The organism is Paraburkholderia acidiphila, assembly GCF_009789655.1.
Lineage (GTDB): Bacteria > Pseudomonadota > Gammaproteobacteria > Burkholderiales > Burkholderiaceae > Paraburkholderia > Paraburkholderia acidiphila.
Window position 1 is genome coordinate 47979 of sequence record NZ_CP046911.1, and the last position, 21030, is coordinate 69008.

The window sequence follows — 21030 nt, forward strand, 5'->3', positions numbered from 1 at the left end:
TGGCCTACGCTGCCACAGAAGCGAGTCTGCCGCAAAAGTGGTTTATTCTGTAGATCCAGTTTATTTAAATTCCAGTGAACCAGAATCATGCCGAGAACAGCACAGACCGCGGAAATGCCGTCGTTCGGCACGCTGGACCGCGAGGCCGGCAATCTCAGCCGCCAGGTGGCCGAGGCGCTGCGCGAGGCGGTGCGCAAAGGGGACCTGAGACCCGCCGACGCGTTGCCCTCCACGCGCGCGCTCGCCGCCTCGCTTCAGGTCGCGCGCGGCACCGTGGTCGAGGCGTACGAACAACTGATCGCCGAAGGCTTTCTGGAGTCGAAAGCCGGCGCCGGCACGCGCGTGGCGCTCGCGCTGGCCGAGCCGCCGCCCAGGCGCGAGTCCCGCGCGCCCCGCGTGGCTTGGCGGCACGCGCAAGAAGCCGGATTGCCGGAACGCGCCGAAGCGTTCGCACGAATCGGACGCGAGTTCAAACCTTTGCCCCCGGTGCCATTTGCCATTTCGGTTCCTACGGGCCTGACCGCGCCCGGCGAGATCTGGCGCCGGCTCGGCAACCGCTTGCGCGCGCGGGGCCCGGCCTCGCCGACCGGCTATGCCGATCCGCTTGGCGCATTGGCGCTGCGCGAAGCCATCGGCGATTATGTGCGCAAGTCCCGCTCGGTGCGCTGCGATGCGGATCAGGTCATCGTGACGAGCGGCACCCAGCAGGGGCTCTTTCTCGCCAGCCAGGTGCTGCTCGGGCCGCGCGACCAGGCATGGGTCGAGAACCCGGCCTACCGTGGCGTCACCGCCATACTCGAAAGCCTGCCGTACCGCGACGCCATGGTCCGCGTGCCCGTCGATGCCGAAGGTCTCGACGTCGAGGCGGGCATCCGCATGGCGCCGAAGGCGCGCGTGGCGTTCGTCACGCCCTCGCATCAATATCCGCTCGGCATGCCGCTGAGCATGGCGCGGCGCGCGGCGTTGCTCGCGTGGGCACGCTCGGCCAATGCGTGGGTTGTCGAGGACGACTACGACAGCGAGTTGCGCTACGAGGGCTATCCGTTTCCGGCGCTGCAGGGGCTGGCGCCGGATCGCGTGGTGTATCTCGGCACCTTCAGCAAGATCCTCTTTCCGTCACTGCGGCTGGGCTATGTCGTCGTGCCGCCCAATCTCGTCGATGCGTTCTGCGGCGCGCGTGTGCTCGTCGACCGCCATCCGCCCACTGCCGATCAACACGTACTGGCCGCCTTCATGAGGGAGGGACATCTGGAGCGGCACGTGCGCAAGGTTCGCAACGTCTACGCGGAGCAGCGGCTCAGCCTGATCGAAACACTCGGTGCGTTATTACCGCGGAATCTCGCGTGGATCGAGCCCGGCGATCAGGGCATGCATCTCGTGCTCTGGCTTGCGGCGGGACTCGACGATCAACGTGTGGTGCGGCTCGCCGCCGATGCGGGCGTCGCCGTGCGCGCGGCGTCGCCCATGTTCGCCGCGGGCACCGCGCGCCCTGGGCTGATCCTCGGCTTTGGCGGTTTTAGCAGCGCTCAGATGAAGGAGGCCGCGCATCGTCTTGCCGCGGTGATTGCCTCGGTGGCGAAATAACACCAGTTCAAGTATTTCGGTCTACTGGATATTGCCGCGACTTACTGAGTTCGATGGCGAGAAAGTCGACAAACGCTCGAATGCGCGTGGAAAGCTGATGCCGCTGGGCATACACGGCGTAGATGTCCGCGCCCGGCGTTTCATATTCGGGCAGCACGACTACGAGCCTCCCGTCCGCCAGATACTCGTTGATATCCCATTCGGCGCGCATCAGAATGCCGTGCCCATCCAGCGCCCACTTCACCGCGATCTCGCCGTCATTGGTCGTGAGGTTGCCATTGATGCGGATGGCTTCCGATTTGCGCGCATTGCCGCGCTCGTTCGAAAGCCGCCACACGCCATACGCTTCGTCGCCCTGGCGAATGCCGATGCAGTTGTGCTTCGCAAGGTCGTGCGGCGTGGCGGGCGTGCCCCGCTTCGCGAGATAGGCAGGCGAAGCGCAGAGCAAACGGCGGTTCGCCGCGAGCCGCCGTGCGATCACGCGCGTATCCGGCGGCTCGCCGAAACGGATGCAGACATCGTATGAATCTTCCGTGAGCGGCGGCGGCATGACCGAAAGCTGAAGCTGCACGGAAACCTGTGGATACTGCGCGACGAAACGCGAAAGCGCCGGCCCGATGTGGCTGCGCCCAAAGCCGAGCGTCGCGTTCACGCGCAGCAACCCCTTGGGATGCTTCTTCGAGCCGCCCAACAACTCACCCAGTTCGTCGATCTCGTCGAGAATGCGCCGCGCGTGCTCCAGGTACACCTCGCCTTCGGGCGTCAGCATCATGCGGCGTGTCGTGCGGTTCACGAGCGGCACGCCTGCGCGCTCTTCCATCTGCGCGAGCCGCTTGCTCACGGCGGCAGGCGTGAGGCCCAGTTCGCGCGCGGCGGCGCTCAGGCTGCCCGAGGAGGCGAGCGTGGAGAAAAAGCCCAGATCGGCGGGCAGAACGGTGTCGCTCACGGTCGCCACTTGTGAATTCAGGTTAATGATGCTTTGAGTCTAGCACCGGTTTTTGAACCGGGAGTTGGGTAAAGTGCACCCACACTGGCCACATTCCAAAGGAACGAGACATGAAGACCTATCGCATCGCAACCATTCCCGGCGACGGCATTGGCAAGGAAGTCGTGCCCGCGGGCAAGGAGGTGCTGGAAGCGCTCGCGAAGACCACGCAGCGCTTCGCGTTCGAGTTCGAGAATTTCGACTGGGGCGCCGACTACTACCGAGAGCACGGCGTAATGATGCCCGCAGACGGCCTCGACGCCATCCGCAATAAGGACGCGATTCTCTTCGGTTCCGCGGGCGACCCCGACGTACCCGACCACATCACGCTCTGGGGTCTGCGTCTGAAGATCTGCCAGGGCCTCGATCAGTATGCGAACGTGCGCCCCACGCGCATTCTTCCCGGCATCGATGCGCCCTTGAAGCGGTGCAAGCCCGAGGACCTCAACTGGGTGATCGTGCGCGAAAACTCCGAAGGCGAATATTCGGGCGTGGGCGGCCGCGTACACCAGGGCCATCCGCTCGAAGCGGCTACCGATGTGTCGATCCTCACGCGCGCCGGCGTCGAACGCATCTTGCGCTTTGCGTTCCGGCTCGCGCAGTCGCGCCCGCGCAAGCTGCTCACGGTCATCACCAAGAGCAACGCCCAGCGCCACGCCATGGTCATGTGGGACGAGATCGCGCTGCAAGTCTCGAAGGAATTTCCGGATGTGAAGTGGGACAAGGAGCTGGTGGACGCCGCCACGGCACGCATGGTCAACCGCCCCGCCTCGCTCGATACGATCGTCGCGACCAACCTGCACGCCGACATTCTCAGCGACCTCGCCGCCGCGCTCGCCGGCAGCCTCGGCATTGCGCCCACGGGCAACATCGACCCCGAGCGCCGCTACCCGTCGATGTTCGAGCCGATTCACGGTTCGGCCTTCGACATCATGGGCAAGGGACTCGCCAATCCCATCGGCACGTTCTGGTCGGTCGTGATGCTGCTCGAACACCTTGGCGAAACCGAAGCCGCCGCTCACGTGATGCACGCCATCGAAACCGTGACGGCCAACCCCGCGCTGCACACCGGCGACCTTGGCGGCAAGGCGACCACCGCGCAGGTCACGGCCGCGGTGTGCGAACTCGTCGAGAAGGCGGCCGTCGCTGCCTGAGCGCTACCGCGCCGTCAAACAAAGCAGACACGGGGGCGTGACACAAAAAATACCCGCACGCCCCTCGCCAACCCTCCAAGGAGGAGACAGATGAATTCGGACACCGAAGCAATCGTCACGCGCAAACTCATGTGGCGCATCATCCCGTTCGTCATGCTGCTGTACTTCGTGAGCTTTCTCGATCGGGTCAACGTGGGCTTCGCGGCAATGACGATGAACAAAGCGATTGGCCTTACGCCCACGGCCTTTGGTCTCGGCGGCGGGCTCTTCTTCATCGGCTACTTTCTGTTCGAAGTGCCTTCGAACCTGATCTTGCACCGCGTGGGCGCGCGTCTCTGGATCGCGCGCGTCATGGTCACGTGGGGCATCGTCTCGGCGGCCTCCGCATTCGTGACCGGGCCCACGAGTTTCTATGCGCTGCGCTTTTTGCTTGGCGTGGCGGAAGCGGGCTTTTTCCCCGGCATCATCCTCTATCTCAGCCTGTGGTTTCCGGGCAAGCAACGCGCGGTTGCCGCGGCATGGTTCATGGCGGCCGCACCCATCTCGACCGCGCTCGGCTCGCCCATCTCGGGCGCGCTCATGCAATTGCCGCGCATGTTCGGTCTCGCCAACTGGCAACTGCTCTACGTGATCGAAGCGATTCCCGCCGTGCTGCTGGGTTTCGTGGTCCTGAAGGTCCTCACCGATTCGCCGTCCAAAGCGCGCTGGCTGAAGCCGCAAGAGCGCGACTGGCTCGTCGCGAAGCTCGCCGAGGAAGCCCGCGCGCGCGAGAACCACACGGGCCACACGGCAGGCGCGCTGAGCGCCCTGCGCGACCCGCGCGTGCTGGCACTCGCGCTGATCTACTTCGGCACCTCGGCGGGTCTTTATACGCTCGGCCTGTGGGCGCCGCTCATCATCCGCCAATATGGGTTCAGTTCACTCGAGACCGGACTGCTCAATGCGATTCCGAGCATCGTTGCAGTCGTCGCCATGATTCTGTGGGCGCGCCACTCCGACCGCACGGCGGAGCGCACCTGGCACGTCGTGATCCCTTGCGTGCTCGCGTGCGTGGGCTTCATCTTCGCGGGGCAGGCCAGCACCGCGCTGATGATCGTGCTGGCGCTCGTGGTGGTCAATATCGGCATCAGCGCCGCGAAGGCGCCGCTCTGGGCCATGCCGAGCATGTTTCTCTCCGGCGCAGGGGCCGCAGCGGGGATCGCCATGATCAATTCGGTCGGCAATCTCGGCGGCTTCGTGGGACCCGCCGTGATCGGCTGGCTGAAAACGCAGACGGGGGGGTATGCGGCGGGCTTGTATGCCGTTGGCGCAACGCTCGCGCTTTCCGCGGTGGTGACGCTGATGCTGAGCCGCAAGGCAAGCCAGCCGGTAATGGCGCAGGTGAGGCACGATCACTGAGTCAGGGGCCGCGCGCCGCTTGCACGGCCCCGGCGCACCAACGTTATCGAGGCGCTTCAATGCGCCGTTTATCGGGTCGCAAATGTGGCGATATCGGCCCGCGCTGCTATGCTCTGCGCTAGCGCGATAAACCGATAACGGGGTTAGCATGAAATGCCACAGCCGCCTGATTCTCGTGCAATGCATTGGCGCAGCACTGAGCGGCTTGACGCTGGCGCATGCAGCCAGCGCCCCGGCAGCCGACGCCCCCGAATTCCGCGTCAGCCAGTTCGAGCGCGCCGTTTCGGTGGACGACACTGGCCGCGCCACCACGCGCGTCACGGTGAGCGTCGTGCTATCGACCGACGCCGCGCTGCGCCGCTTTTCGCAATACGCGGTGCCCTACAACGCCGACACGCAATCCCTCACGATCGACGAAGCGCAGACCGAGCATCCGGGCGGGCAGCGCGTGAGCGCCGACCTGGTAAGTGCCGTATTCGACCGGCCGGCCCCGGCAACCGTGAGCGCGCCGCTGTTCAGTGCGGCGCATCTGCGGATCGTGGCGTTTCCCGCGACCTCGGTGGGCGACACCGTGCATCTTCGCTACACGTTGCAAGATCGCGAAACGATGTTTCCGGGCAAATTCGCCGAAGTCGTGGACTACCCGCCAACCGAGGCCTTCGATGACGTGAAGGAGACGCTCGACACCCCCGCCAGCATGGCAGTGCGCGTCGAGGCACACGGTCTGCAAGCCGACGGCGACACGGTAAACGGCACGCGGCATATTCGCGTGTATCGCTATCGCACGCCGCCCACGGGTCCGGTAGCGGCCCAAGGCGACGCCGTCGCCGCGATCGACGCCGGGCCGTATTTCGTCGCGACGAATTTCGCCGATTACGCCGAAATCGGCCAAGCCTACGAACAAGGCGCCCGCCCGCAAGCGCAGGTCACGCCCGCCATCCAGAGCCGCGCCGACGAGATCACGGCCAATGTCACCAACCGGCGAGCGCAGGCCACGCTGATCTACGACTGGGTCAGCCGGAATATCCGCTACCTCCTCGCATGGGTGGGCACAGGCCCGGTCGTGCCCCACAGCGCGGAGAGCGTCCTGCGCAACGGCTACGGCGACTGCAAGGATCACGTGACCTTGTTCATTGCGCTGCTGGCGGCCAAGGGCATCCATGCCGATAGCGTGCTCGTGAACCTCGGCAACAGCTATCGTCTGCCCAACACGCCGGCGTGGGCCCTCTTCAATCACGCCATCACCTGGCTGCCCGAATTCGGCGTGTTCGCCGATACGACCAACGGTTTCGCACCGTTCGGAATCCTGCCTTTCCCGGTGAGCGACAAGCCGGCGCTCGACGCAGCGACCGGCGAAATGCTTCACACGCCGCCGCAGAATGGCACGAACAGCACCTCCGCCACCGATTACGCCATCGCCGTGCACGACAACGGCGATGCCGACCTGACCGGCTCCATCACACTCGGCGGCCAGGCACGCATCGGCCCCGGCCGCCAGCTTGCGCAATACAGTTCCGGGCGCATCGCCTACGACCTGCTGCGGCAAAGCGGACTCAACGGCACGCTGCACGTTGCCGCCACGAAGCGCGATGCGCCTGGCGCGCTGCGGTTCGACCTGAAGAGCACGATCGACAATATGGCGATCATGCCCGGCCCCGCCGCGCTCGCCGTCCCCACCCTGCCGAACTACGGCTCCATCAGAGGCTTTGCCGACTATGTGCTGAGGCAAGCCGGCCAGCCGCTCGACGGCCCCTGCAGCGGCACCGCACTCCACGAGCACTACCGGGTCACGTTGCCGGCCGACGCGACGATCATCGCGATTCCGCCCGACGTCGATACGCGCAGCGGCGACGTAAGCTATACCGCGCGTTATCGCCGCGACGGACAGACGGTAGAGATCGATCGCGTGCTCGTGCGCAACTTCCGCACGAACGTGTGCAGCGCGGCGATGCTCCAGCAGTTGTCCCCGGCCGCGCGCGTTATTTCCGGCGACCTGAAGCGGCAGATTCTTTATCGCTGATGCGGGGCGTGGCTATTTGCACCGCAACCACGCAAGCCGCTGTCGCTATCAACGAGACGATTAGCACGGTCCACTCCACCGGCACGTAGCTCCCGCGTATCGCCCAGATCGCCGCGCCAGCTATTGGCGCAATGCCTTTGGCGATGTTCGCGGGCATCGAGAGCAGGCCGCTGACCGCGCCGTAGCCTTCGGTGCCCAGCAACGCCTGCACAATCGTCCCGCGCAGGATCGTCATCATGCCGTTGGCGCCGCCGTAGACGATGGCGAATAGCAGCAACCACGCGGGCGAGCTCCCCGCACCCATCAGGATCGCGATGGAGCACGGGAATGCCGCCGTCACCGCGACGGCGACGCGCCCCGGCGCAGCGTGTCTGCCGACGCCGAACCACGCGACACGCGCGAGCACTTGCGCCGGCCCGATCGCCGCCATGGTGACGATGATCGTTGTACCCGCAACGGCACGCTCGTGCATCAACGGGATCAGATGGAATGTAAGCGCGACGAACGTGGAGTAGTACGCCGTGAAGCAAACGGCCAGCGCCCAGAATGCGGGCGAGCGCAAGGCGTTGCGCGCCGAGGCGCGGCTGAGCGCGCGCACGCTTTCCTTCCTCGCGATGTCCGCATCCCGCTCGCCGCGATGAATCGCGAATCCGTGTACCGGCAAGCAGACCACCAGATTGACGAGCGCAAGCGCAAGCAACGCGCCCCGCCAGCCGAATGCGCCGATCAGGCCCTGCGTGAGCGGAATAAACACGGTGCTCGCGAAACCCGCCACGAGCGTGATGAGCGTGATTTTCCTCGCGTAGCTGCGGGGGAAGTCCCGCGTCACGACCGCAAACACGGGGTCGTAGAGCGTCGCCGCGATTGCTACGCCCAGCCCGCACCACACGGCAAAGAGCGTCGGCAGGTTACGCGCCTGCGCCCACACCACGAGCATCGTCGAAGCGAGCAGCGTACCGCCCATCATGACGCGCCGGCCATAGCCGCGATCGATCAGCGTGCCGACCGGGTAAGCCGCGAACCCCGAGACCAGCAAACCTGCTGAGAGCGCCGCGTTCGTCGCCGTGCGGCTCCAGCCCATCACGGCCTCCATGGGCACGACGAAAAGCGAGAACGCGTAGTAGATCGTCCCCCACGAAACGAGTTGAGCCACCGCGAGCGCCCATGTCTGCGCCGCGGCGTGCGGTCGATCCTGTCCGTGCAGGCTCGCGTTGGTCGGTGTCGGCATGAATGTGAAGGCAACCTCAGGCACGCTCGGGCCCGCAGTTCGCCTCGCGCGGCCCGGACCCGTTGTGCCGATTCTGGCGCACCTTCGTTGCGCTTGCACTATGTACGCTAACGCACGGAGCGGCCGGCGCGAAATCCCTATGCTCGCCGGGTGCCCGAAAAACCCGGCGTTATCCCTCACGTTCGTTTCGCCAAACGGTATCGCCCGTGCGTAGCCAAGCCATCAAATATGCCTTGCTTCTCGCCTGCGGGTGCCCGCCAGTCTTCGACGCACACGCGGGCGATGCTATTGGCATAGTCAAGACGGTCAAAGGCTCGGTGCATATCGAGCGCGCGAGTGCGCCGGTCGGCGTTGCCGTCGGCAGCGAGGTGTTCGCGAGCGACCGTGTCATGACCGGCGCCGCATCCTCCGTGGGGATCACGTTGCGCGACAACACGCTGCTGACCGAGGGCGCCGATTCCGTTCTCGATCTCAACAAGTTCGCATTCAACACCACCACCTACGACGGCGCGCTCGACGTGAGCATCAAGCGCGGCTCGCTCGCCGTGGTCGACGGCAAGCTCGCGAAGGCCAACCCGGAAGCCGTGCGCTATAGCACGCCCACCACCACGCTTGGCGTGCGGGGCACCGAGTTCATCATCGAGGTAGGAGGAAGCGGGGAGAACGGTCATTGAAGACACTGAACGCAGTGCGCTGGATACCGCGATGCATGGCGCTCACGCTGGGCTTGTGCCTCTTCGCATGCAGCACGCCGGACAAGATCACGCTGCTGCCGAATCCGGATGGCAGCGTCGGCAACGTGATCGTGCATAGCGGCAGCAAGACGCAAGTCATCGACAAGGCCTACACGCGCGCCGATGTTTCGCGAGGCGGCGCGATCGAGGAGACCGCCGACAACAAGGCCGCCGTGGAGGCGCAGTACGGGGATCTGCTGGCCGCCCAGCCGCCGCGGCCCCGAACGTTCACGATCAACTTCGTTTTCGACTCCGCCACACAGCTCGCGCCCGAGTCCGCGGCCACCGTTGCCGAGTTGAAGGCCGTACTGGCAACATGGCCTGCCCCTCACCTCACAGTGGTCGGCCACACCGACATGGCGGGCTCGCAAGCATTCAACGACCAGCTCTCCCTGCGCAGGGCACATAGCGTAGCGTCGTTTCTGGTCAAGTCCGGCATACCCGCGCAGCAGATCGAAGTTGCCGGCCGGGGCAAGCGCGAGCCACTCGTCCACACTGCGGACGGCGTACCTAACCAGGCGAACCGGCGTGCGGTCATCACCGTTCAGTAATCCGTATCGACACGAGGCGCTCATCGTCGAGCCCCTTTCCCCATGAAACGCTACCGCAACTCATGCATCGCATTCGTCAGGCGCATGATGCGGGCGCGCAAAGGGCGCCCGTGGGCGCTCGTGGTGCTCGTGACGTTTCTGTTCATCAATCTGTGCAGCGAATGGCCCGCCAATGTCGCGCGCCCCGCCTTCCTCGACACACTCGACAACGTGTTGCCCGATAGCTTCGGCTCGGCGCGCCAGCTTCTTTTCGACCACTATCAGCGCCGCTTTCCGCGCGTACCCACCACGCAGCCGGTGACCATCGTCGAGATCGACGACAAGACGCTCGAAGCCTTCGGCCAATGGCCCTGGCCGCGCAACCGGCTCGCCGGCCTCGTCGATGCGATCGAGGCGGACAAGCCGCTGGCGATCGGCCTCGATATCTACATGCCCGAACCCGATCAAACCTCGCCTGGCATCGTGGCCGACAACCTGCCGGCCCCGGAGGCGGCGCTCGCCACGCAGCTGCGCGCGCTACCCAGCCACGAGCGCATCCTTGCGACCGCATTGCGCGCGTCGCCTTCCATTCTCGGTGCGGCCGCGTTCGACTATGCGACCTCCACCACGCGCACCGACATGCTGAGCGCCCCCGTGCTCGTGCACGGCCCGCACGCGCTCGCGAACGTTCATCGCTTCAATTACGTGCTCGCAAGCCTGCCCGAACTGCAGGGCGCCGCTCACGGCCAGGCCATGCTCAACGTCGCGCAGGAACAGGGCACGGTGCGGCGCATTCCGCTCGTGCTGGGCCTTGGCGACAAGCTCGTGCCGGGCCTGCCTGTCGAAATGCTGCGCGTGGCCACCGGCTCGCCGGCCATCGAGGTGTTTGCGGGCCCATCCGGCGTGCGCGCCGTGGGCGTGGCGGACGTGCGGGTCCCCACGCAACCCGACGGCGATATCTGGCTGCATTTCGCCTCCATTGCGCACACGCAGCAGCGCTATGTTTCCGCACGCGACGTGCTGCAAGGCAAGGTCGACGCAAGCCGCATCCGCAACAAGCTGATTCTCGTCGGCCTCACCGGAACGGGCCTGACCGACATGCGCACGACCGCGCTAGGCGAACTGGTGCCCGGCATCGAGATTCAGGCGCAAGTGATCGAGACGATCTTCGAGGGCCGCTTCCTGCAGCGCCCGGCCTGGCTGATCTGGTGCGAGACCGCTTTTATCCTCGTGACTGGCCTCTTCCTCATCTGGTATGTGCCGCGCAACGATTCGCGGCTCGCCGTATTCATGCGCACCGTGCCGAAGGCTTCGGCCATCATTGGGCTCACGCTTAACCTGTTGACGCTTTCGGTTTGCTTCCTCGTGTTCCGGTATGTCGGCTTCCTTGTCGATGCCGCTTCGATCTTCATCATTCTTTCCGCGGTCATGGGCAGCTTCTTCACCATCTCGCTGATGGAGCCCGACGCGCAGAACGCGTCCCGTTCCCCCGAAACGGACGTGTCGGGTGCTACATTACGATCCTGATCGCCCGACGACGGGAAGACAGACAAGGCACGGAGCGCGCATGACCCCATCGGAACGCATTGACCAGCTAATCGCGGACCTCACCGACTGGCGCCGCGAAACCTTCATCGCCATGCGCGAGGCCATTCTCGAGGCCGACCCGGCAATCGTCGAAGAATGGAAATACATGGGCAGCCCCGTGTGGTATCGGGACGGCATGATCGCCGTGGGCAATGCGCACAAAGGCAAGGTCAAGCTCACGTTCCTGTACGGCGCGAGCCTGCCCGACCCGAACAAGCTCTTCAACGCCGGGCTCGACGGCAACGCGCGGCGCGCCATCGACTATCTCGAGGGCGACAAGGTCGACAAGCGCGCGCTGAAGGCGCTCATTCGCGCGGCAATCGAATTCAACCAGGGTAAGACGAAGAAAAAAGCGCCTGCGAAACCGCGCGCCAGCAAGACCGCCTGACGCGCTCGCCTCACACTTCGCTAACCTCGCGAATGGGAATCACGGCGCGCGCGCCGCATTCGCGCAGCAGGTCGCGCAATTCGTTAATGACGGGAAAGACCTCGTGATTCCAGTCGGCGCCCTGGTTGTCGTGCGCGGCCTGTTCGAGTTCGACGATCGTGCGGTCTTCCTTGAAGATGCGCTCCGTGAACCAGACCAGCAGCGGCCACGCCGCGTCGAGCAGGAACGGCACGGCGGGCCGCTTCACCGATAGGAGTCCGAAGGTCCGGTTCGTGCGCTGCTGCGCGTCGAGCGGGACATAAACGATCCACAGGTCCATGAGCAGCGAGTCGTCGCTCGAGTGGATCTTCAGCGTTTGATACGGATATTCCGTGCGTACGGTCATCACGCTCTGATCGCTCGGGTCCGCGCGATTCTTGCTCGCGCCGAACACGAGCGCCTCGCCCGCCGGCTGCTTGCCCGCCATGCGAGCGAACGTGTAATCCACTTCGATCGACTTCTCGCCGCGCCGCCGGCCGAGCGAGCGCGCCCGCATCTGGCCCATCTGGCGGCGGTGGAGAAACTGGTGGTTCATGTCCATCAGATTCTCGTGCATGAACGAGTAGTGGCACTTCACTTCGCGGCCGAAGCGGCGCGTCTTGTAGGCCTTGTCCGCGACCGAATCCAGCACGGGCAGCGGACATTCTTCGGCGAGCATGGCGTTGCCGGGAAACACGAAGATCATGCCGTGCGCCTCGCGGCACGGATAGGCGCGCACGCCGTTGGGCAGGCGCTCCCTGCCGAGATATGGCACGTCCACGCATTGGCCCGAACAATCGTAGGTCCAGCCGTGGTAGCCGCAGCGAAGCGACTCGCCGTCCACCACGCCCGCATGCAACGGCACCTGGCGATGCGCGCAGCGGTCTTCGAGCGCGTACACCGCGCCTGACGCGGTGCGAAAGAGCACAATGGGCTCGCCGGCGAAATGCGTGCCCAGCGTCTTGCCAGCCTTGAGTTCGCGCGACCAGGCGAGCGGATACCAGTGATCGGGATGAATGGGCACCCGGCGCAAGTCGCGCGGTTCCTGTGCATGTGACTCGATCGTATAGCCATCGGGGAAAGGCACTGCGCGCATGCGGAGAATCTCCTTGTCGAGTCCGTTGTTATCGTCGTTGTGGGCAATCACTACCACTACCTGGACGCAAATCTCGTGCCCGATCATTCAACGCGAATGCCGCCTGGGTGTCGATCAGTGTTTAGCCGGTGTTTTTTGACGGAAAGCACGCGATGATGGCGGCCTGAACCTTGACGATGGCGGCGTCGCGCAGCGAACTGTTGCGCCAGCCGAGTTCCACCGGATAGCGCGGCAGATCGATCGGACACGCAAGCAGCTTCAGCCCCGCCACGCGCGCGATCGCCTCGGCCGCGTGGCGCGGTATCGTGGCGACGTTGCGCGTGCCCTTGAGCAGGAAAGGCAACGCGGCGAAATGCGTCGTAGAGGCCACGACATGACGCTTGAGGCCGCGCGCGGCAAGCCCTTCGTCGACGATCCCGACCACGCCGCCCGACGACACCAGGATGTGCCCTCTCGACACGTAGTCGGCCAGCGTCAAGCGCCTTGGCGTGCGCTCGGTGTCGTCCACGAGGCACGCATAGCTGCCCTCGCCGAGCACCCGGTGGCTCAGCCCGCGCGAAGCGAAGCCGCCCGCCGCGACGGCGAGATCCATGTCCTGATTCGCGAGCGCGTCCGCGACGATCTGGCTGTGCGTCTGGCGAAAGATGATGCGCAGGCCCGGCGCGCTCGCCTCTAGCGTTTCGAAGATGCGCCGGCCTATGGCCACCTCGAAGTCGTCGGAGAGCCCGATCGAGACCGCGCGCCCATGAAACGTGGTCGCGTCGGGCGAGGCAATCGCAAGGCTATGGCGGCAACGGTCGAGCGCTTCGCTGATTACCGGCTTGAGTTCCTGCGCGCGCGAGGTCGGCGCGAGCCCGCGCCCGGTACGCACGAAGAGCGTGTCCGCATAGAGCGCGCGCAGACGCCTGAGCGCCGCGCTCACCGCGGACTGTGTCATGTCGAGGCGAATTGCGGCGCGGCTCGCTCCGCCCTCCTCGAACAGCGCCTCGAAGATCTTCAGCAGATTCAGGTCCACGCCTGCGATATCAAAGCGGTTCATATCACATAGTATCGATATACGTTCTCGCGATTTTATCGCCGTGGAAAGATGTGAGCTGTCCAAACCCCTGGGAGCACGCCATCATGGCTAAATCGAAAGTTGCCGCGCTGCAGATCGGTTCGTCCGCCGCCGGCAAAGCGCAAACGCTGGAACAGATTCTCTCCTTCGAAGCGCAGATCCGCGCCTCGGGCGCGAAGCTCGTGGTCATGCCCGAGGCGTTGCTCGGCGGCTACCCGAAGGGCGAGATATTCGGCACGCGCCTCGGCTACCGCCTGCCCGAAGGCCGCGAGGCGTTCGCGCGCTACTACGAAAACGCGATCGACGTGCCGGGCGCGGAAACCGAAGCGCTCGCCGAGCTTTCCACGCGTTGCGGCGCATCGCTCGTAATTGGCGTGATCGAGCGCGATGGCAGCACGCTCTTTTGTACCGCGCTGTTCTTCAATCCTGGCGAGGGGCTCGTGGCGAAGCACCGCAAGCTCATGCCCACCGGCACCGAACGGCTGATCTGGGGGCAAGGCGACGGCTCGACGCTGCCCACCGTTCGCACGGAATCCGGCTTGGCGGGCGCCGCGATCTGCTGGGAAAACCACATGCCGCTGCTGCGCACGGCGATGTACGCGAAGGGCGTGCAAATCTGGTGTGCGCCCACCGTGGACGAGCGCGACGTCTGGCAGTGCTCCATGCGCCATATCGCGCACGAAGGGCGCTGCTTCGTGATTAGCGCATGCCAGGTGCAGCCCTCGCCCGCGGCGCTAGGCGTCGAGGTGCCGGGCTGGGACGAGAACCGGCCGCTCATCAATGGCGGCAGCCTGATCGTCGGGCCGCTTGGCGACGTGCTGGCCGGGCCGTTGCGCGGCGAAGCCGGACTCCTCGTCGCGGAGATCGACACCGACGAACTCACGCGCGCCCGCTACGATTTCGATGCGGTGGGCCACTACGCGCGGCCCGATGTGTTCTCGCTTTCGGTCGACGAACGCCGCAAGCGCACCGTCTCGTTCATCGCGGAGTAAAGACTCGCAACGTTACGCTGTGCGACGTTACGCCGAATATAGCCCTTCCGGCCCGTTGCGCAGCGTGCGCGCCAGCAACGCCAGGCCCTCGCGCAGCGCTTCGTTGCTGCGCGCGCCGCCCAGACTCAAGCGCACCGCGTGCGGCGCCGAGCCGCGCCCGATCACGAAACTGTCCGCGGTTTTCACGAGCACGCCGGCCTGACGCAGCGCCGCCGAGAATTCGGCGGCGCGCCACGGCTCCGCGAGCGGCAGCCAGAGATGCGGACTTGCCGGATCGGTGCGATACGTCCAGTCCGCCAGCACCTCGGCGGCGATCGCGTGGCGCGCGTCCACCTGCGCGCGCTGTTGCGCGACGAGGCGATCGATCTCGCCATCCACGATCCAGCGCGCCGCAATCTCCGCGGCGAGCGGCGAAGTCATCCAGCAATCGCTGCGTATCACCGCGAGGATCTTGCCGACCCAGTCCTGCGGCGCCTGCACATAGCCGATGCGCAAGCCCGGCGCGACCGCCTTCGAAAGACTGCTGATGACGATGCCATGCTCGGGCAGACGCGCCGCGAGCGGCGTGGGCGGCGCGTCGAGCAAGGCGGCGGGCACGAGGTCCTCGATCACGACGAGGTGATGCCGCACTGCGATCTCGGCGATCATCGCGCGGCGCGCTTCGGAGAGCGTCGCCGTGGTCGGGTTGTGCAGCGTCGGCACGCAAAAGAGCGCGCGCGGCGCGAGCAGGCCGCACGCGCGCTCGAGCGCGGCGGGCACGATGCCTTCCTCGTCGATTTCGATGCCGACGAGATTCAGCCGCAACTGCCGCGCGAGCGCGACGATGCCGGGATAGCTCAACGCCTCGGCGAAAATCGTGTCGCCTGGACGCAGCACCGCGCGCAATACGCAAGCCAGGCCATGCTGCGCGCCCTGCGTGACGAGCACGCGCTCGGCGGCCACCGTGCAGCCCATGCGCGCGAGCCAGCGCGCACCCGCCTCGCGGTGCGAGCGGCGGCCGCCCTCGGGCTGGTACAGCAGCAACTCGCCCGCCAGCCGCTCATCGGCGGCCAGTTCGCGCAAGGTCTGGGTCAGCAGGAAGGCTTCGTCGGTCGGCATTGGCACGTTCTGGCCGAGATCGATCAGGCGCCCCGGTGCATACACGCCCGGCGCGCCCGGCGTGTTCGCCGCGGCCCGTTCGCTGGACTCGGGCGCGGGGCGCGTACGGTCCTGCATGCGCGCGCCGTCAGCGTCGGGCTCGGCCACGTAGGTGCCGTCGCCCACGCGCGCCACCACCATCCCGCCGCGCTCCAGTTCCGCATAGGCGCGACTCACCGTGCCGGTCGTGACATTGAGCTTCTTCGCGAGCAGCCGGTGCGCGGGCAGCTTTTCTCCTGGCAACATCTGACCGCCCGTGATGGCCTGCGCGTAGGCGTGAGCGATCGCGCGGTACTTGGGTTCGCTGCTGCGCGAGAGCGTGGGCATCCAGCCATTCATGGTTTTCCCGAAGGAGAAAAGCACGCCGCGGCACGGCGCGGCGGCTGCGTCATTATCGCGCCCAATTCACGGAAATGAATGCTGTCATTTACTTCAATTGACTTCATTGAGTGCGTGGAATTGACCCTCTAGGATGCCGTAACACCTGACAAGGCCAAGGAGACAATCGCCCGCCCCACGGCGCGCCGCATGCGTATCTTCATACATGAGTTACGCAATGTTGCGACCACCGGGCGGCGCGCCACGCGCCATGACGAACCGTATCGCCCGCATCACCGTGAGCCAGCACCGGCTGCCGCTCGACCCGCCGTTCCCCGCCTCGTGGGACAGCCGCCCGCGGCGCGCCTTCCCGGCGACGATCGTGCGCGTGGAAGACGACGAAGGCCGCGTGGGCATCGGCTCCGGCGACGCCATGTACGGCTTCGACGACTACCGCGATCTCTTCATCGGCGCAGATCCGCTCGACCTGGCGCGGCACTCGGCGGTGCTCGACAACCTCAGCTTCCACGCAGGCCGCCTTTGGCCGCTCGACGTCGCGCTCTGGGACCTCGCCGGCAAGATTCGCGGCGAACCGTGCTGGCAGATGGCCGGCGGCCGTTCGAAGCGGGTGCGGGCGTACGCGTCCTCGGGCGTGCATCGCACGTTCGACGGCATGGCGCGGTGGGCCGAGCATGCCGTCGCGCGCGGCTTCCCGGCGCTCAAGGTGCGCTTCGGCCGCGCCACGCTCGCCGACGATATCGCCGCGCTCGCCGCCGTGCGCGAAGCCGCGGGCGACGCCATCGAACTCATGGTCGATTGCAACCAGGGCTGGCGCATGCCCTGGGACACCCAGGCGCCGTGGCGCGCCGACGAAGCGCTCGCCGTGATCCGGCAGATCGAAAAGTATCGCGTGTACTGGGTCGAAGAACCGCTGCATCGCGGCGACTACGCGGGCCACGCGCAGTTGCGCGAGCAAACGCATGGGCTCGGCATCCGCATCGCAGGCGGCGAGATGACGCGCGACGCGCACGAATTCGCGGCGCTCCTCGCGCACGACTGTCTCGACGTCTATCAACCCGATGTCGTCTGCACGCTCGGCATGGAAGGCGCCCGGCGGCTCGCGGCGCAAATCGAAGCGCACGGCAAGGTGTTCACGCCGCATACGTGGGGCAACGGCATTGGCCTCGCGGCGAACCTGCATGTGGTGGCGGGCGCAGGCAACGCGCCGTTCGTCGAATTTCCGTACGACCCGCCCGAATGGACGCCTGCGCGGCGCGACTTCCCGATCAAGCACGTGATCGACATCGACGCGAACGGCTGGATCGAGCTGGGCGATGCGCCGGGCCTTGGCGTCGAACTCGACGAAGCCATGCTCGCCGCCACCCGCGCACACGACAGCCGTTACGACTGAAGCATAACGGGCGATGGCATGAACGAGATGCCAGCCCTTATATGAAGCATTCCGAAACATTTCAATAAAACGGAGACATGCAATGAAACGCTTGACGTCCCTCTTCCGCGCGGCCTGCCTCGCGGCGCCGCTCGCCATCGCCGCGTTGCCGGCGCACGCCGCAGGCACCTGGTGCAGCAGCGGCAAGCCCGTGCGCTTCGCGGGCATCACATGGGAAAGCGGCAACTTCACGAGCGAAGTGCTGCGCTACATCCTCAAGAACGGCTATAGCTGCCAGACCGACACCGTGCCCGGCAGCACCGCGGCCACCGAAACGGCGCTCTCGCGCAACGACCTGCAGATCTGGGCCGAACAGTGGACGGGCCGTTCGGAGATCATCGCGGGCGCGGTCAAGGCGGGCTCGGTCAAGCTCGTGGGCGACACGCTGCCGGGCGGCACGAAGGAAGGCTGGTACGTGCCCGACTACGTGGTGCACGGCGACGCGAAGCGCGGCATCAAGGCCAGCGCGCCCGACCTTCAATCCGTGAGCGATCTGCCCAAATACAAGGGCCTTTTCGTCGACGACGAGGAACCGGATCGCGGCCGCTTCCTCAACTGCCCCTCGGGCTGGGACTGCGAGCGCGTGAATACGCGCTTGCTCAAGCTGCTCAAGCTCGACGACACCTACACGAACTTCCGCCCCGGCACGGGCGCGGCGCTCGACGCGGCCATCTCCTCGGCCTACGCGCGCGGCAAGCCGATTCTCACCTACTACTGGGAACCGGCCGCGCTGATGGCGAAGTACAAGTTCGTTCAGCTCAAGATGCCGCCGTTCAACGAGGCATGCTGGAAGACGCTGCGCGACGCCAACAGCCCGCAGCAATGCGCCTCGTCGTACCTGGTCTCGCAGTTGAAGATCGGCGTTTCGACACCGTTCTATCAGGCCGAGCCCGATGTGATGGCCTTCTTCTCGAAGGCGAGCTTCCCCATCGACTTCCTGAACACGACGATCCTCGACATGACCGAGCATAAGGTCGATGCGCAGGACGAAGCGCTCAAGTTCCTCAAGCAGCACCCCGAGATGTGGAAGACCTGGGTGCCCGCCGATGTCGCGGCGAAGGTGCAGAAGTCGCTTGGCGCGTAATACCAACTCGATACCCGCTCTATACCAACCAGAAAGCCGGGCCGCGCAATGCGGCTCCACGATAAGGAGACTCAATTGAAGAAGAAGATTCTCGCGGCGCTGCCGCTGGCGCTCGCCGCAGCGGGCGCGCACGCGCAAAGCAGCGTGACGCTGTACGGCCTCATCGACCTCGGCGTGGACTATGCCAGCAATGTCGCGAATGGGGCGAACGGCCAGCTCGTGCCGGGCACCGGCAGCAAGCTCGTGCAGATGCAAAGCGGCGTGCCCGCCGGCAGCCGCTGGGGTTTGCGCGGCACCGAAGACCTGGGCGGCGGCTACTCCGCGATCTTCCGGCTCGAAAGCGGCTTCAATGCCGCGACGGGCGGACTCGGCGGCGGTCTCGCGTTTTCGCGTAACGCCTATGTCGGCTTCAAGTCGGATCAATACGGCCAGGTCACCTTCGGCAAGCAATGGGACGCCACCGTCGATCTGATCGAACCGTATTCGCTCAACGGCAACTACGGCGGCTGGTATTTCGCACACCCGAACGACATGGACAACCTCGACAACGGGTTCCCTGTCAACAACGCCGTGAAATACGTGAGCCCCGTGCTCGCCGGCTTCCAGTTCGAAGGCCACTACTCGTTTGGCGGCCAGGCGGGGCAGTTCTCGAACAACGCCTCGTATAGCGCGGCGGCGGCCTACACGCTCGGCTCGTTCAGCGCGGGCGTGGGCTACCTGCGCGTGAACGATCCGATCACAGCGGTCGCCGGTTATGGCAGCGGCGGCAGCTTCGTGAACTCGGTGTTCGGCGATGCGCTCGCCAACGCGCGCTACCAGGGCATCCTTTCGGCCGGCGCGTCGTACGTGATCGGCAGCCTCAAGCTGATGACGAACTACTCGAACGTGGACTTCGCATCGGCCACGGGCAGCGGCGACCTGCACTTCCAGAACTTCGAAGTGGCCGGCACCTACGCCGTGACGCCCGCCTTCACCGTGGGCGCGGGCTACACCTACACGGTGGGCCAGGACCACGCCACCGATGGCTCGCCGAAGTATCACCAGGTCAACCTGATCGGCCAGTACGCGATTTCGAAGCGCACGTCGGTCTATGCGATGGGCGTGTACCAGCACGCGGCGGGCTCGGCGGATAACGCGCAGATCACGGGCTTCAACCCCTCGGGCACCGACAACCAGGCCGTCGCCCGCGTGGGCATCACGCACGCGTTCTGATATTTTTGACGTAGTCCTTATCAATGTGAATGCGCCGACGCGAATGACCATGCGCCGGCGCGCCTGCATCGCGAGGTTTGCATGCGCCGCCTTCCCTCTTTATCGGCACTGCGTTCATTCGAGGAGGCGAGCCGCACGCTCAGCTTCACCCGGGCAGCGCAGAACCTGCACGTGACTCAGGGGGCGATCAGCCGCCAGATTCGTCTGCTCGAAGACTATCTCGGCACGCCGCTCTTCATGCGGCATCATCACCGGCTGGAAATCACGGCCGCGGGCAAGCGTCTGCTGCCTACGCTCCAGGCCGCGTTCGACAGCATCGCGCACACGCTCGACACGATTCGCGCCGATCCGTCGAACAGCCTGCTCAGCGTCAATGCCGCGCCTACGCTCGCCACGCGCTGGCTCACACCGCGCCTGCGCGACTTCCAGGTGCGCCACCCCGATCTGCGCATCTCCATCACCAACGAATACGGCCCGCTGCACGGCACGGAGCGCAACGAAGATTGCCAGATCCGCTTCGGCATGGAGCCGCTGCCGGGTGGCCAGAGCACGCTGCTCATGCGCGAGCGTCACGTGCTCGTCGGCTCGGCGCGCGAATTCGCCGATGTCCCCGCCGATCAAAACGCGCTGCGCGAGATCCTCGCGCAGCATCCGTGGCTCTATATCCTCGATATCGACCGGCGCCTGCTGGTCTGGGAAGCGTGGCTCGAAGCCGCGGCGCTCGACGTGCAGATCGCACCGCGCGGGGAGCTGGAGTTCAGCACGCTCGATCAGGTCATCCACGCGGCAGTGGCCGGTCTTGGCATTGCCGTTGCCGACCGGCACATGATCGCGCCCGAACTGGCGAACGGCACGCTCGTCCAGCTGAGCGAGGTGGAAGTGGTGGGGCCTTCGGGATACTGGCTCGACGTGCGGCCCGAAGTGCAGGACACGCTACGCGTTCGCAACTTCAGCAACTGGCTGGTCGAGCACCATAGCGAAAAAACCGGCGAAGTACCCGGCGCACAAACCGCGAGCAACGCGCGATGCGCAGCTAACCCGGGCGCATGAACGGCGTC

The 21030-nt window shown here is 65.7% G+C and carries 18 protein-coding genes; 13 read left to right on the plus strand and 5 right to left on the minus strand.

The window, feature by feature from the left end; genetic code table 11:
- Positions 1 to 87: 87 nt before the first annotated feature.
- A complete protein-coding gene (gene pdxR / locus FAZ97_RS24495; RefSeq protein ID WP_158761104.1) occupies positions 88 to 1584 on the plus strand; it encodes a MocR-like pyridoxine biosynthesis transcription factor PdxR in 1497 nt (498 codons plus the stop codon).
- A gap of 7 nt (positions 1585 to 1591) precedes the next feature.
- Here the strand turns inward: pdxR and FAZ97_RS24500 are convergent, their stop codons facing one another.
- A complete protein-coding gene (locus tag FAZ97_RS24500) occupies positions 1592 to 2530 on the minus strand; it encodes a LysR family transcriptional regulator (protein WP_158761105.1) in 939 nt (312 codons plus the stop codon).
- Between the two features lie 110 nt (positions 2531 to 2640).
- Between FAZ97_RS24500 and FAZ97_RS24505 the strand changes: the two genes are divergently transcribed.
- The 3 genes from FAZ97_RS24505 (at position 2641) to FAZ97_RS24515 (ending at position 7141) form a co-directional block, all read left to right on the plus strand.
- Positions 2641 to 3723 carry a tartrate dehydrogenase gene (locus FAZ97_RS24505; protein WP_158761106.1) on the plus strand — a complete coding sequence of 361 codons (1083 nt, stop codon included), beginning with the start codon at positions 2641 to 2643 and terminating at the stop codon, positions 3721 to 3723.
- A 90-nt stretch (positions 3724 to 3813) separates the two neighbouring features.
- Positions 3814 to 5121: an MFS transporter gene (locus tag FAZ97_RS24510; protein WP_158761107.1), complete on the plus strand. Its 1308-nt coding sequence runs from the start codon at positions 3814 to 3816 to the stop codon at positions 5119 to 5121.
- Positions 5122 to 5269: 148 nt separating this feature from the next.
- Complete coding sequence (locus tag FAZ97_RS24515; RefSeq protein ID WP_158761108.1) at positions 5270 to 7141, plus strand: DUF3857 domain-containing transglutaminase family protein; 1872 nt, start codon at positions 5270 to 5272, stop codon at positions 7139 to 7141.
- Here the strand turns inward: FAZ97_RS24515 and FAZ97_RS24520 are convergent.
- Positions 7101 to 8369: an MFS transporter gene (locus FAZ97_RS24520; RefSeq protein WP_158761109.1), complete on the minus strand. Its 1269-nt coding sequence runs from the start codon at positions 8367 to 8369 to the stop codon at positions 7101 to 7103. The two genes, FAZ97_RS24515 and FAZ97_RS24520, sit on opposite strands and share 41 nt — an antisense overlap.
- A 206-nt stretch (positions 8370 to 8575) precedes the next feature.
- Here FAZ97_RS24520 and FAZ97_RS24525 point away from each other — a divergent pair, with 206 nt between their 5' ends.
- The 4 genes from FAZ97_RS24525 to FAZ97_RS24540 are packed head-to-tail and all read left to right on the plus strand — an operon-like array spanning position 8576 to position 11608.
- On the plus strand, positions 8576 to 9043 hold the full coding sequence (locus FAZ97_RS24525) for a FecR family protein (RefSeq protein WP_158761110.1): 468 nt from the start codon (positions 8576 to 8578) through the stop codon (positions 9041 to 9043).
- Between the two features lie 35 nt (positions 9044 to 9078).
- The gene (locus FAZ97_RS24530; RefSeq protein WP_158761111.1) at positions 9079 to 9654 is read left to right on the plus strand and encodes an OmpA family protein; all 576 of its coding nucleotides are present in this window, start codon (positions 9079 to 9081) and stop codon (positions 9652 to 9654) included.
- 42 nt (positions 9655 to 9696) lie between these two features.
- Entirely contained in the window at positions 9697 to 11160 is a 1464-nt protein-coding gene (locus FAZ97_RS24535) for a CHASE2 domain-containing protein (protein WP_158761112.1), read from the plus strand.
- A gap of 40 nt (positions 11161 to 11200) precedes the next feature.
- Positions 11201 to 11608, plus strand: coding sequence for a DUF1801 domain-containing protein (locus tag FAZ97_RS24540; protein WP_158761113.1), 408 nt, complete (start codon positions 11201 to 11203; stop codon positions 11606 to 11608).
- Positions 11609 to 11618: 10 nt separating this feature from the next.
- Here FAZ97_RS24540 and FAZ97_RS24545 read toward each other — a convergent pair whose 3' ends face one another.
- Entirely contained in the window at positions 11619 to 12722 is a 1104-nt protein-coding gene (locus tag FAZ97_RS24545; protein ID WP_158761114.1) for an aromatic ring-hydroxylating oxygenase subunit alpha, read from the minus strand.
- A gap of 121 nt (positions 12723 to 12843) precedes the next feature.
- Positions 12844 to 13761, minus strand: a complete 918-nt coding sequence (locus FAZ97_RS24550; protein WP_158761115.1) for a LysR family transcriptional regulator — start codon at positions 13759 to 13761, stop codon at positions 12844 to 12846.
- An 83-nt stretch (positions 13762 to 13844) separates the two neighbouring features.
- Between FAZ97_RS24550 and FAZ97_RS24555 the strand changes: the two genes are divergently transcribed.
- Positions 13845 to 14771, plus strand: a complete 927-nt coding sequence (locus FAZ97_RS24555; RefSeq protein WP_158761116.1) for a carbon-nitrogen hydrolase family protein — start codon at positions 13845 to 13847, stop codon at positions 14769 to 14771.
- A 27-nt stretch (positions 14772 to 14798) separates the two neighbouring features.
- Here the strand turns inward: FAZ97_RS24555 and ehuR are convergent, their stop codons facing one another.
- On the minus strand, positions 14799 to 16247 hold the full coding sequence (ehuR, locus tag FAZ97_RS24560) for a MocR-like ectoine utilization transcription factor EhuR (RefSeq protein ID WP_158761117.1): 1449 nt from the start codon (positions 16245 to 16247) through the stop codon (positions 14799 to 14801).
- 217 nt (positions 16248 to 16464) lie between these two features.
- Between ehuR and FAZ97_RS24565 the strand changes: the two genes are divergently transcribed.
- The 4 genes from FAZ97_RS24565 to FAZ97_RS24580 all read left to right on the plus strand — a co-directional run bounded on the left by FAZ97_RS24565 (position 16465) and on the right by FAZ97_RS24580 (position 21022).
- Positions 16465 to 17637, plus strand: coding sequence for a mandelate racemase/muconate lactonizing enzyme family protein (locus FAZ97_RS24565; RefSeq protein WP_158761118.1), 1173 nt, complete (start codon positions 16465 to 16467; stop codon positions 17635 to 17637).
- An 82-nt stretch (positions 17638 to 17719) separates the two neighbouring features.
- The gene (locus FAZ97_RS24570; protein WP_158761119.1) at positions 17720 to 18760 is read left to right on the plus strand and encodes an ABC transporter substrate-binding protein; all 1041 of its coding nucleotides are present in this window, start codon (positions 17720 to 17722) and stop codon (positions 18758 to 18760) included.
- Positions 18761 to 18808: 48 nt separating this feature from the next.
- Positions 18809 to 19972 carry a porin gene (locus tag FAZ97_RS24575; protein ID WP_158761120.1) on the plus strand — a complete coding sequence of 388 codons (1164 nt, stop codon included), beginning with the start codon at positions 18809 to 18811 and terminating at the stop codon, positions 19970 to 19972.
- An 81-nt stretch (positions 19973 to 20053) separates the two neighbouring features.
- Positions 20054 to 21022: a LysR substrate-binding domain-containing protein gene (locus FAZ97_RS24580; RefSeq protein ID WP_158761121.1), complete on the plus strand. Its 969-nt coding sequence runs from the start codon at positions 20054 to 20056 to the stop codon at positions 21020 to 21022.
- Positions 21023 to 21030: the final 8 nt, after the last annotated feature.